We start from the raw sequence: 15,008 nt of genomic DNA on the forward strand, positions 1-15,008 counted from the left end.
ATGACCGAGGCACCCCATGAGGTCGAGGCGGAGAGATCGGTGATCTTCCGTCAGCGACGACACGCCCTGCTCGTGCTGCGGCCGCTGTCGTCGTCTCGGCTCGCCGACCCACCCCTCGCCGAGCAACCGCTCGCCGAGCAACCGCTGGCAGACCCAGCGCTCGAGAGCCCAGCGCTCGATGGCGACTGCGAGGCAGCCGGTGCGGTCGGCGCCGCACGCCTGGCCTTCGCCGATGGGCCGCTCTCGCCTGACCGGGTCTTCGCGGCCCTGCTTGGCGGCGGACCACTCAGTGCCCTCGCCCCCTTCGTGTACCTGGTCCGCGAGGGCAATGGCCTCAGGGTGATCGCTCGGGGACCGCTGCGAGTCGTGGAGCTCCCGAACGCCCCGCATGTCGGAATCCGCCCCGCCGTCATCACCTCGGGCGAGGCGCTGACCTGGGTCGAGGCGGTGCTTCCGGCTGCGCGTGGCGTCGAGGTGACGGTCGAGGATGTGTGCCACGGACTCGACGAGGTTCCCCTGCAGCTGCTCTTCGCGGAAGCCGACGAGGAGGTCGCTGAGACGATCGCCCCCACCTCGGACGCCGCCGAGGTCACCGCAGACCCCGACCTCGACGGAGCCGTCGGCCCCGGCGAGGGTCCCCTTGTTGAGGGGATGTTCGCTCAGGCGACGATCGCTGAGGCCACGATCGTCGAGCTGCCCTCGGAAGACGCCGACGACGACGAGGGTGCGGAGCCCCCGATCCCGCAGCGCGGCGCGCAGACCGCCCCCGTGCCGATCGTCGATGCGGACGCGGAAACGGACGCGCACCTCGTGGGCGAGCACGACGGTCACACGGTCCTCAGCGACGAAGCGAGCCGCATCCGCCAAGCCGCCTTCGCCCGCCGCGCCACGCAACAGGACTCCGCCGACCAGGCGCAGCCCGATGCGTCGCAGCCGGCCCCATCGCTCCACGATCTCGCGCCCCAGGAGCAGGCGCTCCAGCTCGGTGACCACGACGGGCACACCGTGGTGGGCGGCTCCGTTCGCGAACTCCGACGCGGCCCAGCGGGCCAGGTGCCAGATCGACCGGTGCCAGATCAACAGGTGCCGGCCGAGCAGTCCGCGTTCGGTGAGCTCGGCGACACCGTTCTCGCGCAGGCGCTGTCCTTCGAGACGCACCCAGAAGGCCGGAGCGGCGTTCTCGCGCCGCCGGTCGCGCCGGTCGCGCCGCCCACCGCATCCGTGCCGCCGGCCGCTCCAGCCGCGCCAGCCGCGCCGGCGCGGTCCGCCCCGCGCGCCGGGTACGTCGTCGAGCTGTCCACGGGTGGCAGCGTCGAGCTCACGGGACCGCTGGTGCTCGGCCGTGCCCCCAGCATGGGCTCCGAGCAGACCGGGGGGACCCCGCCGAGGCACGTGAAGCTCTCGGGCGCCACGGACATCTCGCGCAACCACGTGCTCATGAGCGTCGAGGGCGGCGTCATCGTCGTCACCGACCTTCACTCGAGGAACGGCACCGACGTGATCATGCCGGGTCGTGGCCCGCAGCGACTTCGTGCAGGCGAGCCCACGGCCGTCATGCCTGGCACGGTCGTCGATCTCGGCAGCGGTGTCTTCCTGACCGTGCGGAACCTCTCGATGACGGCGAGCGAGTAGCGATGGCCGGGCAGCGACGCACCCCAGCAGAGCCGCCCGAGATTCCCGGCTACGTCTACCGAAAGCACTTAGGTTCGGGCGGGTTCTCCGACGTCTTCCTCTACGAGCAGCAGTTCCCACGACGGCTCGTTGCCGTCAAGGTGCTCCTCGGCGGCGACGACCTCGGCGAGACGAGCAGGCAGGCGTTCATCGGCGAAGCGAACCTCATGGCGCAGATGTCGTCGCATCCCTACATCGTCACGATCTTCCAGGCCGACGTGGCCGGCGACGGCAGGCCCTACTTCGTCATGGAGTTCGCGTCGGGGCTGAGTCTCTCCGACCGCTACAAGCGCGAGCAGATCCCGGTCGAAGAAGTGCTGCGCACCGGCGTGCGCATCTCCAGCGCGGTAGCCACGGCACACGCGGTCGGCATCCTGCACCGAGACGTGAAGCCCGCGAACATCCTCACCAACGACTTCGGCTGGCCCGCCCTCACCGACTTCGGGATCTCCTCCGCCGTCGACGACGAGCTCGCCGACGCCGGGGAGCTCGTCGAGTCTGCCCCGGCAGGTGGAGGCGGGCTCTCGGTCCCATGGTCGCCGCCCGAGATGTTCGAGGACGAGCCGAAGCCGGACGTGCGCAGCGAGGTCTTCTCGCTCGGCGCGACCGTGTTCTCGCTGGTTGCCGGGCACACGCCCTTCGAGCGGCCGGGGCAGAAGAACACGACCCTCGATCTCATCTCCCGTATCGAGCGCGGCGCGATCTCGCCCATCGACCGACGCGACGTGCCCCGCTCCCTCGTGAGCGTGCTCCACAAGGCAATGGCTCGGAACCCCGCGCACCGCTACCAGAGCGCGGTCGAGTTCGCCTACGCGCTCCAGCGCGTCGAGCTCGAGCTGAACTACGCCCCCACCGCGATCGACGTCCCGAACATGACGATCTCCGCCGCCGCGGCCGACGCGGGAGGGGAGGCGGACGCGACGAGCCTCCGCCCCGTATCACTGGTCAACGCCCAGGTGCACGAGGGCGCGCGAGCCAGCAAGGCCGAGCTGACCTCGGCCCGCGCCGTCGTCCGCGTCGCCGCCCAGCAGGCTCCGGGAGGCTTCGCAGCAAGGTACGAGACGGCAAGCGGGCCAAGGACGGGGCGGCGACCCCACGGAGTCGAGCACACCGGCGGTGCGCCGACCGAGGACTCTGGCCCGACGACGGCGCGCCCCATCCGGACACCTGGGCAGGCCGCAGCCGGGCCCGCCCCCTCTGCCCCTGCCTTCGGTGACGCATCCACCACCCACCGCGGCAACCAGGACGTTGACCATCGCGACCCTCGTGCCGCCGAGGAGGCCTCGATGGTCGAGGAGCTCGCCAAGGTCAGTGAGGCCAATGCGGCCGCAAGCGCACGGAAGCTCTCGCGGAACGGGCTGGTCGGCATCATCGCCGGCGGTCTCGTGGCCGTCGTCGGCATCGCAGCGGCCCTCGCGTGGATCTTCACGCCGGACGATGGTGAGCTCGGTCGCGCGACCACGACCCCCGTCGTCATCGAGGCGGGAGGGTTCCCACCCGTGCTCGTGGCCCCGGTCGCCGTGCGAGGCGTCGACGGCTCGGTCACCTTCTCATGGTCGAACCCCGACCCACAGCCAGGCGACGTCTACTACTGGACCATGGGGGAGGGAGCCAGAGACGGGGCGACGACCAGCGAGACATCGGTGGTTGTGCCGAGCGTTCCAGAGGGCACGCAGACCTGCATCGACGTCGAGGTCCGTCGAGGCGGGAAGGTCAGCCCCGAGCCGCTCGAGATCTGCTACCCGCAATAACCTCGCCGATCCGCCATGATGGTGGCATGAGCGAGAGCAAGTACACCTCGGCCGCGGACGCGGGTGAGGCCCCCGAAGAGGCTGTCGAGATCTCCGACAGCGACGAGCGAGTCATCAGCCAGGTCCCGCCGCTCGGGCCGCTCCGCCTCGAGTTCGTGGGCGAGTGGTACGAGCTCGACCCCGCCGAGCCGTTCACGATCGGTCGCGACGCCGACCTCGTCATCGACGAGAACCCCTACCTGCACCGCCAGTTCCTGGTGCTGCAGGCCGAGTTCGGCATGTGGTGGCTCTCCAACGTCGGCTCCGTGCTCTCTGCGACCGTCACCGACGACTCCGGCCAGGTCCAGTCATGGCTGTCGCCCGGTGCGAAGCTGCCGGTCGTCTTCCAGCACACGCAGGTCATGTTCACCGCAGGGTCCACGACCTACGACTTCGCCATCCACTCGGCGTCCGACTTCTACAACACCTCCCACGTCAACATGTCGCCGTCCGGCAACACCACGCAGGCGGTCATCCACCTCACCGAGTCCCAACGCGAGCTCATCCTCGCGCTCGCAGAGGACGTGCTGCGCAACTCTGTGCCGGGCCGCGGCGTCATCCCGAGCTCCGCCGACGCCGCCGCCCGCCTCGGCTGGACGCTGCCGACCTTCAACCGCAAGCTCGACAACGTGTGCGACAAGCTCGACAAGTTCGGCGTCTCGGGGCTCAGGGGTGGGCGGAACAAGCTCGCCTCGAACCGTCGCGCGCGCCTCGTCGAGTACGCGATCTCGACCCGCCTCGTGACGCCAGAGGACCTCGACACCCTCGACCGGAAGTAGCTCGCCCGGTCGCGCCTGCGCCGAGTCCTCGTGCACAATGAAGTCTGCTGCGCTCTGAGATGAGGCGCTGACGAGTTCCGCTGGGGGTGTCGAGACATGCGCCGACCAGCGTCGACCGCACCGGGCCGCAGGCAGCTCGCGATGACGCTCATCCTGGCGCTCCTCATCGGCACCCCGCTGCTCTTCGCGCTGCTCCACGAGGGCTTCCCAGCCGCCGAGATCGAGCTCGAGAGCAGCGACGTCTGGGTGTCGAACAGCGAAGAGCTCCGCGCCGGGCGCCTCAACGCGCAGATCAAGGAGCTCGACGCGAGCGTGAGCCTCGCCACGGCCGACGTCGGTATCTTGCAGGACGGCGACACGGTCTTCCTCCACGACCAGACGAGCGGCTCGTTCGGTCGCGTCGACCCGGCGCTGACCGACCTGCGCGAGAGCATCCTGACGCCGGCCGGCAGCCGCAGCTCCTACGGCGACGGCGTCATCGCGCTCCTCGACCCCGCTTCGGGCCGGCTCTGGCTCCTCGACGCCACGCAGCCGCTCGCCTTCGACGCCGCAACGACCGAGCCCGTTGCCGAGCTCGGGAAGGACGCGCAGGTCCTGGTGACGTCGCTCGGCACGGTGCTCGCGGTCTCGCCGGAGCAGCAGCAGATCCTGCGCATCGAGGGCCTCGACGCCGAGCAGACCTGGGAGCCGCTCGCGGCCGCGCCGCGCAGCTACGAGCTCACCGCCGTGGGGGAGACACCCGTCGTCTTCGACACCCAGACTCGCGAGCTGCTCGTCGACGGCGCGGCTCGCGAGCTGCCGAGCAGTGCGCTTCGCGTGCAGCTGCCTGGTGCCGCGGCCCCGGAGGTCGTCCTCGCGAGCGTCGATGGGGTCCTGCGCGTGCCGCTGGACGGCGGCGAACCCCTGACCGTGTCTGCGGGACTCACGGCCCCCGAGTCGAGCGCCGCAGGGACCGCGCGCCCTGCCGTGGTTGGCGGATGCACGCACGCGGCCTGGTCGCAGCCGGCCGCGACGATGGTGGTGTGCGGCGACGAGCAGCCGAAGGTGCAGCCCATGTCGACCCCGCCGCTCGGCGAGATCCTCTACCGGGTCAACCGGAACGTCGTCGCCCTCAACGACGTCGCGACGGGCCAGGTGTGGCTGCCACAGGAAAACATGCGGCTCGTCGAGAACTGGAACGAACTGGTGCCGCCGGAGGACACCGACGGCATGGAGGGCGAGAACGAGGCGACCGAGGAGTCGTTCGAGGCGACGCTCGCCGAGCGGGGCGAGGAGAACACGCCGCCGGAGCTCGTCGACGACGTCTTCGGCGTTCGCGCGGGGTCCACGGCCTACCTGCCGGTGCTCGATAACGACTCCGATGTCGACGGAGACATCCTCACGATCACCGGGCTGAGCGCGGACCTGCCTGCCTCGTTCGGCGAGCTGCGCCTCATCGACGACGGGCGCGCCCTGCAGTTCCAGGCTGCCGACGGGGCATCGGGCGAGCAGACCCTCACGTACACGGCGACCGACGGCAGGCCGGGTGGCGTCGCGGATGCGCGGCTCACGATCCGCATCCACTCGGCCGACGCCGAGAACCAGCCGCCCACGACGAACCGGACGAGCGCCGTCGCCGTCGAGTCCGGGCAGAAGATCTCGTACAACGTCATGCCCGACTGGGTGGACCCGGAGGGCGACCCGATCTTCCTGCAGGGCGCCACGGCCCCGGTCGGAGACGCGGTCAGCTTCACCCCGGACGGCCGCATCACCTTCACCGCAGCCAACGCGGAGCTGGGGGAGCGGGTCGTGCCCTACCTCGTCTCTGACGGGACCTCGCAGGCGGCGGGTGAGCTGCGCGTCCGCGTCGAGGCGCCTGGCACACTCGGCCCGATCGGCACCCCCGACTTCGCGAGAGGCATGGTGGGGGAGGCCGTCACCGCGCAACCGCTCGTGAACGACTTGTCGCCCAACGGGCAGGCGCTGGGCCTCGTCGAGATCGCCGAGCTCGGCACGGCAACGGGAGGCGCAAGTTTCAACCCCGATCTCGGCACCGTGAGCTTCGTCGCCGACACGCCGATGACCGCCTACGTCCAGTACACGGTCACCGCGGGGAACGCGACCTCGGTCGGGATCATCCGCTTCGACATCGAAGAGCCCTCGACGGAGCCTGCCCAGGTGACGGCCGTGCGCGACCTGGCCTACCTTCGGCCGGGCCAGTCGAACGCCGTGGACGTACTCGGCAACGATGTCACGACCGGCACCGGGGTGCTCTCGGTGCAGAGCGTCGAGACCACCGACGAGGCACGCATCGCGGGTCTCGCCGTCGAACTCATCGACAACACGGTCGTCCGTCTCTCCTCGCAGTCGGCGATCCAGGCACCCATCGAGCTTCCCTACACGATCACCGACGGCACTTCCTCCTCGGTCGGCTACATCGTGGTCGTCCCGGTCGAGCCAGCGGTGACCCACGAGCCGCCCGTCGCCGTGGACGACACTCGCCGCGTCCGCGCCGGCGACTACACGAGCGTCTCGGTGCTCGACAACGACTCGCACCCTGATGAGGCGCAGATGTCGCTGGCGCCCGAGCTCAACAACGTCCAGGTCGGCGACGGTTACGCCTTCGTCTCCGGCGACGACGTCCGACTGCAGGCGCCCAGCGAGCCGGGCACCTACTCGCTCGGCTACACGGTGGTCGACGAGCACGGCGAGCAGGCTGGGGCCACCGTCTCCTTCCAAGTCACGGCCCCCGATGAGTCCAGCAACCGGCCGCCGGCTCCCGGCATCGACACCGCGAGGGTGTTCGAGGGTGCCAGCGTGCGGATCGACGTGCCGCTGAACGGCATCGACCCTGACGGGGACTCCGTCGAGCTCACCCAGCTCGTCGACGTGCCCAAGCTCGGCTCGGTGCGTGAGGTCACACAGACGTCCTTCATCTACGAGGCCTTCCCCGGGGCGGCGGGCACGGACGTCCTGCGCTACGAGGTCGTCGACGGTTACGGTCAGCGTGCCGAGGGGACGATCCGGGTCGGCGTCGTTGCCCGGCCAGCGGCGACGGCACCGCCGGTAGCGGTCGACGACAACGTCCGGGCCAAGCCGGGCTCCCGCATCGCGGTTCCCGTCCTCCAGAACGACTCCGACCCGAACGGCTACACGCTCCAGCTCGTCCCCGAGCTGGTTGGCGTTGACCCGAGCCTCGACGCGGAGGTCGACGGCGACTCGATCATCGTGACGGTGCCGACCGAGGGCGAGTTCATCTCCGTGCCCTACACGATCACCAACGGGCAGGGCGGGCAGGACGCCGCGTTCATCCACGTGACGATGAGCGCGGATGCGCCGACGCTGCCGCCGACGGCGACCGACCACGTCGTGCGGCTCGACGACTTCGCGGGTGCTGCGACGCTCTCGGTGAACGTCCGCGACGGCGCGGCCAACCCGGGCGGGCGCGTGAGCGAGCTCGCCGTCGACCTGGTGGGCGCCGGCGCTGGCGCCGCTCAGGTCGAAGAGGACGGTCGGGTGACGGTGACCCTGAGCGATGTCAGGCAGATCATGGTCTACCGGCTGACTGCGCCGGACACGGGGCTCACCGCGGCGGGCTTCCTCATGGTTCCCGCCCTCATCACGGAGGAGTCGAAGCGGCAGTCGCCGTTCCTCATCCCGGACCTCCCGGGCCAGAAGGTCAAGGTGGGCGAGTCGATCTCGTGGGACGTCAACGATCTCGTGCGCGCGCCATCCGGCAATCGCGTCGCGATCATCAACCCCGAGCAGGCGTGGGCCGAGCAGGCCGATGGCAGCCCGCTCGTCGAGGGCGACACCAGGCTGAGCTTCACGCCGAAGCCCGGGTTCCGCGGTCCGGCATCGATCACGTTCCAGGTGTCGGATGCGCAGGGCGCCGACGATCAGAACGCGGGCATCGCGACCATCCGCGTCCCGATCACGGTCGGCGACCCCGACTTCTTCGACGTCGCGCCGACGTTCGTGGCACCCCAGCTGACCGTCGAGCAGGGCGGGTCGCAGAGCTTCGACCTGCATACGGCCACCGGCCACCCCAACAAGGACGTCGTTCCGCAGGTGCAGTTCTCGAACCTCACGGGCAGCACCGGGGAGCTGACCGCGGCGCTCAGCGGCAGCACGGTGCAGGTCGGCGCGGGCGTGACGGCAAAGGTCGGCACCGTCGCGAAGTACTCGGTCACCTACACCTTCCGCGACTTCGTGCAGACCGGCACCGTGACCGTGACCGTCGTGTCGACCTCCAAGCCCCTGCCCCGGGCGGTCCCCGACGAGCGGCAGACCCTCCGAAACCAGCCGGTGATGATCGACGTCACCGCAAACGACTTCAACCCGTTCCCCGAGTCGCCGCTGAGGCTCATCTCGGCGAGCGTTGCCGCCGGCGGAGCATCCAACGCGACCGTCGAACGGATCGACGGACAGGTGCGGGTCGTGCCCGCCAACAACTTCATCGGCACCATCACCGTGAGCTACCGCATCGGCGACCAGACGCAGGACCCGCTGCGCGAGACCACCGGGCTCGCGACCGTCGAAGTGCAGGACGTGCCCGGTCCGCCCGGGTCGGTGACGCTCGTCAAGGGCGCCGAGCTCGGCTCGCTCGTCGTGAACTGGTCGAGTTCGGTCAGCAACGGGCCGGAGGTCACCGGCTACGAGGTAACGCTCGCTGGCGGGGGCATGGCGCCGTTTGTGAAGACCACCGACGGCGGCACCTACACCGCCACCTTCACGGGGGCAGACGGGCTCAAGACCGGGGTCGACTACACGGCGACCGTCCGCGCCCAGAACTCCCTCGGCTTCGGGCTGCCCGCGACCTCGACCGAAGCCAAACCGATCAACATCCCGCAGGCCCCGCAGAACCTGGAGGTGCCTGACGGGCGGACCAAGCCCGGTGAGCTGACGGGCACGCTCACGGCCACGTGGTCGCCGCCAGCCGACACCGGCGGTGGGGGCCTGACCGGGTACGAGGTGACGGTGCAGATCGGCACGCAGCCGCCCACCACCACGAGCGTGCCCGCCACCCAGGTCACGTTCGAGATCACGGGCATCCCTGTGCCGGAGGGCGGAAGCACCCCGGTCGCCGTCACCGTCGCCGCGACGAACGAAGCCGGCGTCTCGACGGCGACCACCGACCGGAAAATCGGCAACCTGTTCTACACCACACCCATGACGGTCAGCGTCGCCGGCGGTTCGCCGGTGCCGGGTAAGCCAGACAACGTGCGCAATTTCGTCATCACCGGGAAGGACTTCGCGGACGTCGCCTACACCGTCGAGTGCTACAGCAACGGCAAACCGGGCGACAACAAGCTCGTCGGCACGCAGACGAACGTGAGCGGCGCCGCCATCAAGGGCGAGGGAGGCACCACCCTCACCGGTTGCGAGGGCAGTCTCGGCGGGTACTGGGTGATCGTCTACCAGAACAACGCGGAAGTCGCGAGAAGCCAGGTGCGCGACAAGTGGTGACCCGAATGTCGGCGGTCCGATCGACACTCGAGTCGACCACCACCTCAGGAACCCAGCGGGCCCAACCGATCCAGCAGACCCAGCAGCCCCAGCAGACCCACCAACCATCAAGCCCACCAGCACCAGAGCTGACGCCAGCCGGTGTCGCGAAGAGGAGCCAGCATGACAGTGACCGATGAGCAGGCCGCCTGGTTTCAGGATGCCTTCCGGCGGCTGACGGCGAACATCGAGCAGGCGGTCGTCGGCAAGCGCCACGTGGTGGAACTCACCCTGACAACCCTCTTCAGCCAGGGGCACCTCCTCCTCGAGGACGTGCCTGGCACCGGCAAGACGGTCCTCGCCAAGGCGCTCGCGAAGACCATCGACGGCACCAACAGCCGCGTACAGTTCACGCCCGACCTGCTGCCGTCCGACGTGACGGGTGTGACGATCTTCGACCAGGCCAAGCGTGACTTCGAGTTCCACCCGGGTCCGATCTTCGCCTCGATCGTGCTGGCCGACGAGATCAACCGTGCGTCGCCCAAAACCCAGTCCGCGCTCCTCGAGGTCATGGAGGAAGGGCGGGTGACCGTCGACGGAAGCCCGCACCCGGTCCCGGCGCCCTTCCTCGTCATCGCGACGCAGAACCCCGTCGAGCAGGCCGGCACTTACAAGCTGCCTGAGGCGCAGCTCGATCGCTTCCTCATGAAGACCTCGCTCGGCTACCCCGACCATGAGAGCACCGTGCGCCTGCTCATGGATGCGGGCAACCGGCAGCGCGCCGACAGCGTGCCAGCGATCCTCCACGCCGAGAACGTGGTCGTCATGCAGGAACTCGCGGCCGAGGTGCACGTCGACGAGTCGATCATGGCCTACGTCTCGCAGATCGTGACCGCCACTCGCGCCGACCGCGACGTGCTCGTCGGCGTCTCGGTGCGGGGCGCGCTCGCCCTCGCGAGGGCCGTCAAGGCCTGGGCGCTCGCCCACGGACGCACCTACGTCGTGCCGGACGACGTGCGCGACCTCGCGCATTCGGTGCTCGCGCACCGCCTAATCCTCGACCCGGAGGCCGAGTTCTCCGGCACCACCCCAGACCAGGTCATCGACCGCTGCCTCCTCGAGGTCGAACCGCCCCAGTTCCGGGCCGCATGATGCACGACGAGCACGCATCCGCAGCAGCCGAGTCCGCCACGCGCGACCGGCTCACGATCGGCGACGCCATCAGGTGCGTCACGCCGCTCGGTTGGATCGTGCTCGGCGCAGGCATCGTGCTGCTGGGGCTCGGCGTGGCGTTCGGATGGCTCGAGCTCATCGGCATCGGCGGGATCCTCGTCGGGGTCTTCGCCGCAGCGGTGCCGTTCACGATCGGTCGCGAGAGCTTCGCGGTGCAGGTCGAGCTCGAGCCGCGACGGGTGCGGGTCGGGGAACGGGCGCTCGGACGGCTCCAGGTCACCAACCTGGGCGAGCGTCGCGTGCTGCCCACGCGCCTCGTGTTGCCCGTCGGACAGGCGACCGCAGAATTCAGTGTTCCGCAGCTCCCGCCGGAGGACACCCACGAGGACCTCTTCGCGGTGCCGACGACACGACGTGCCGTGATCGAGGCGGGGCCCGCCCGCTCGCTGCGCGGCGATCCGCTCGGACTCCTCGAACGGGCCACGAAGTGGACGGGCATCATCGAGCTGTTCGTGCACCCGCGAACCGTGCGCATCACCGCGCAGGTCGCAGGCCTCTTGCGCGACCTCGAAGGCGTGACCGGCGAGCGCATCACTGACGACGACCTCGCGTTCCACGCGCTTCGGCCCTACGAGCCCGGCGACGACCGCAGGAACATCCACTGGCGCACCAGCGCCCGCACCGGACTGCTCATGGTCCGCCAGTTTCAGGAGACTCGCCGCTCGCAGGCCAGCGTGCTGCAGACCCTCGAGACGACCGCGTACGCCTCGGAAGACGAGTTCGAGCTGGGCGTTGAGGTGCTTGCCTCCCTCGCCCAGGAGCTCATCCGCTCCGGTGTCTCCGTCAGCGCCATGACGCAGCGCGGTCGCCTGCCCACCCGCGCTGTCTCGTCGATGCTCGACGGCACCAGTCGGCTCGAGCCCCAGACGACGGCCAAAGCCGCGCTGCGCGATTTCGTTGCGCTCAGCGCACGGCGTCTGCCCGAGGCCACCATCGTCTTCCTCGTGTGCGGCAGCGGCACGAGCGACGCCCAGCTCGGGCAGCTCCAATCTGTCTTCTCGGCCGATGTCGCCCTCGTCGTCTTCCGCTGCGCGATCGGCCACCCGGCGAGCCGGACGCGTCTTCGTGAGACCGTGGTCTGCACCGTGCCGGACCTCGAAGACCTGCCCCGCCTCGTGCGCGAGACACGGGTGCGCGCGTGACCGCGGCAGCGCAGGGGAGTACCTCGGCTTCAGGCACACGCGCGCTCATAGACGGCGGCGCGGTCGCCGTGCTCACGCTGATCGCGTCGCTCGGCTTCGCGCCCGCCTATGGCAGCGCCTGGTTCCTCCTGGCCGTCACCGGCGGCCTCGTGGTCGGGATCGGCTCGGCGCTGCTCGGCGCGAGGTTGGGCCTCACCAGGGTCAACACGCTCCTCATCGCCACCGCGGCGTACTTCCTCCTCGGCACGGCGTTCGCGCTCCCCGGAGCCGGGCTCGGCGGCGTGCTGCCGACCCTCGCGACGCTTGCGGACCTTGCCAGAGGACCGATCTTCGCCTGGCGCGATGCCGTGACCCTCTCGACCCCGCTCCTCGCACCCACCCACCTCGCGGTACTGCCGTACTTCACCGCGGCGTTCGCATCCCTGACCGCCATGATCCTGCTGCTCTGGGTGGCCCCCGCCCGACCCGCGGCCCTCTGGCCACCGGCCGTCGCCCTTCTCTGCCCCCTCGCCGTGTTCGCCAGCGCGATCTTCGTCGGGACCGACGACAGCGTCGCCGGCGTGCTCCGCGGTGCGGGCTTCGCTGTCATCGCGCTCGTTTGGCTCAGCTGGCGCCGAGGGCTCGGCAACGTCGCCTCGAAGGAGGCCCGCCGAGCGCTCGCCCGCGCCCGGGTATTCGGGGTCGGCGTGCTGGTGCTCGTCGCCGCCCTCCTGACCGGCGCAGGCGGCCTCGTCGCCTCCGGCACCGTCGCCGACCAGCGGGTCGTCGCGCGAGAGCAGATCACGCCGCCCTTTGACCCCCTCACGCACACGAGCCCCCTGGCCGGATTCCGCGAGTACTCCAAACTCGAGCCGGACGCCGTGCTCTTCGAGGCGACCGGGCTCGACACCGGCGACCGCATCCGCCTCGCCACCCTCGAGAGCTACTCGGGCAAGTCCTGGCAGATCACCGCCCCAGAGGAGTCGCTCGACGCGACCGGCAGCTACAACCTCTCGGGGCGCGTCGTACCCGGCAACCCCTTCATCACCTCGTCGTCGACGAGGACGCTCGGCGTCACCGTCCGCGACTACTCCGACATCTGGCTGCCGAGCGTCGGGGTCCCGACCGACGTGCAGTTCACCGGCGGCAGTCTGCCCAACCGCAGCGGAGACTTCCGATACAACGCCCGCGCGGGCGGTGGGCTCGTGACATCCGGACTCCGGGAGGGTGACACCTACGAGATCACCGCGCTGGTGCAAGACCTCCCCATCGAGGGGCAGCTCGACAACGTCGCGGTCCTCGACCTCGACTACCCGGCGATGCCCGCCACCCCATCGGCGCTCGTCGAGCGGATGCAGAGCTTCGTCGCCGGCGAGACCTCGCCCTACCTGCAGCTCAAGGCCATCGAGAACGCCCTTGTCGCCGAGGGATTCCTCAGCCACGGAACGGCGAGCGACACCGTGCCGTCGCGCGCGGGCCACGGCCTCGACCGCATGCAGGAGCTTTTCGAGCTGCGCTACCTCGTCGGTGACCAGGAGCAGTACGCGTCGGCCATGGCCATCATGGCGCGACAGCTCGGGTTCCCCGCCCGAGTCGTCATGGGCTACGCGCCCGAGCAGCTCTCCGCAGAAGGCAGCGCCGAAGTTCGCGGTGCAGACGTCACCGCCTGGGTGGAAGTGCCGTTCGAAGGCTTCGGCTGGGTCGCCTTCGACCCGACCCCAGAGCAGACCGACGTTCCCGTCAACACGACAACCGACCCCCAGTCGAAGCCCAAGGCGCAGGTGCGCCAGCCGCCGCAGACCCAGGAGAAACCAGACGAGCTGCTCACGAGCGCAGACGAACGGCGACAGGAGGAGGAACCCGACGACGAGGAAGGCCTGCCGGGGTGGATCGTCACCCTCGGGGCCTCGCTCGTCATCCCGCTCGTGCTCTTCCTCGCCCCCCTCTTCGTCGTCGCGATCCTCAAGCGGAGGCGACGCCGCAAGCGACAGCACGAAGGCAGCCCGGATCAGCGTGCGGCCGGGGCGTGGAGCGACGGTATCGATCGCTTCGCCGAACTCGGCTACGACGTGCCTCCGCGACAGACTCGGCGCCAGACGGCCGAGGCCCTGCATCCCTCACTCGTCGCAATCGCCGACCGCAGCGACCGGGCCGTGTTCGGCGACGAGACCCCGACCGATACGCAGCTCAACGAGCTCTGGGGTGACATCGACGCCTCGGTCGCCGAGGCGAGAGGAAGCGTGGGGTTCTGGCGCCGTCTGCGAGGACGATATGCGTACCACCGAGCCCAGCGAGTCGTATCATTGCGACGTGGAACGTTCGGGGTTCATCCAGGTACCGCCGGGAATCGCCGGCCAGGGGGCGGTCATGCCTGAAGCTGGCAGCGACCCCGACCGACTCGGGCGCGCAGCCCAGCCGCAGGGCGACCCTCGAGCTGATGACTGGCTGCGGGCTGAACTCGACGACGAGTACCCGCTTCCGCCAATGCCTGCGCCGCGGCAGGCGACGCCGGCCCCCGGCGCTGCTCCCGCTGTTCCGCACGCCCCGCACGCCCCGCAGCCCGCGCAGCACGACCCGAGCGCTGACATCGAGCCGCCGCTGCCCGAATGGGTCATCGTGCTTTCCGACGGCGTGAGCCTCCCCATCTACGGGCCCGTCGTCATCGGCCGAAACCCCTCGCAGGAACGCTTCCCAGACGCATCCGTCTCGGCCGTCGCCGACCGCACGCAGACCATGTCGAAGACGCACGCCCGCTTCTGGGCCGACGGAGACCGCCTCTACGTCGACGACCTCAACTCAACCAACGGCGTCGCCCTCTTCCCCGGCGGGAATGCGCACGGGGCCCTCGCGGTTGAGCCTGGAGTCCCAGCGGAACTCCGCTCAGGTGACGTCGTGCAGCTCGGCGAGTACCGGCTCTCGATCCGCCGAAGCTGAGGCCCGCGCTCGCCACCACCCCGTCAGGAGCGCAGTGTTAGCATGGTCCGCAT

General features: G+C 70.0%; 8 protein-coding genes. All 8 read left to right on the top strand.

Annotated elements, in window-relative coordinates:
• The gene (locus ACPYN9_RS13600) at positions 1–1,632 is read left to right on the top strand and encodes an FHA domain-containing protein (protein WP_424467079.1); all 1,632 of its coding nucleotides are present in this window, start codon (positions 1–3) and stop codon (positions 1,630–1,632) included.
• A 2-nt stretch (positions 1,633–1,634) separates the two neighbouring features.
• Positions 1,635–3,422, top strand: a complete 1,788-nt coding sequence (locus tag ACPYN9_RS13605) for a serine/threonine-protein kinase (RefSeq protein ID WP_424467080.1) — start codon at positions 1,635–1,637, stop codon at positions 3,420–3,422.
• A 26-nt stretch (positions 3,423–3,448) separates the two neighbouring features.
• On the top strand, positions 3,449–4,240 hold the full coding sequence (locus ACPYN9_RS13610; RefSeq protein WP_424467081.1) for a hypothetical protein: 792 nt from the start codon (positions 3,449–3,451) through the stop codon (positions 4,238–4,240).
• Positions 4,241–4,336: 96 nt separating this feature from the next.
• Entirely contained in the window at positions 4,337–9,688 is a 5,352-nt protein-coding gene (locus ACPYN9_RS13615; protein ID WP_424467082.1) for an Ig-like domain-containing protein, read from the top strand.
• Between the two features lie 162 nt (positions 9,689–9,850).
• Positions 9,851–10,819 (top strand): AAA family ATPase, encoded by a 969-nt coding sequence (locus tag ACPYN9_RS13620; RefSeq protein WP_424467083.1) that lies wholly within the window; start codon positions 9,851–9,853, stop codon positions 10,817–10,819.
• Positions 10,816–12,042 (top strand): DUF58 domain-containing protein, encoded by a 1,227-nt coding sequence (locus tag ACPYN9_RS13625; RefSeq protein WP_424467084.1) that lies wholly within the window; start codon positions 10,816–10,818, stop codon positions 12,040–12,042. Before ACPYN9_RS13620 ends, ACPYN9_RS13625 begins: the two co-directional genes overlap by 4 nt.
• Complete coding sequence (locus ACPYN9_RS13630; protein ID WP_424467085.1) at positions 12,039–14,396, top strand: transglutaminase domain-containing protein; 2,358 nt, start codon at positions 12,039–12,041, stop codon at positions 14,394–14,396. Before ACPYN9_RS13625 ends, ACPYN9_RS13630 begins: the two co-directional genes overlap by 4 nt.
• The gene (locus ACPYN9_RS13635) at positions 14,389–14,955 is read left to right on the top strand and encodes an FHA domain-containing protein (protein WP_424467086.1); all 567 of its coding nucleotides are present in this window, start codon (positions 14,389–14,391) and stop codon (positions 14,953–14,955) included. Before ACPYN9_RS13630 ends, ACPYN9_RS13635 begins: the two co-directional genes overlap by 8 nt.
• The last annotated feature ends 53 nt before the right edge of the window (positions 14,956–15,008 follow it).

Origin of the sequence: Pseudoclavibacter helvolus, assembly GCF_049707175.1 — a bacterium.
Classification (GTDB): domain Bacteria; phylum Actinomycetota; class Actinomycetes; order Actinomycetales; family Microbacteriaceae; genus Pseudoclavibacter; species Pseudoclavibacter helvolus_A.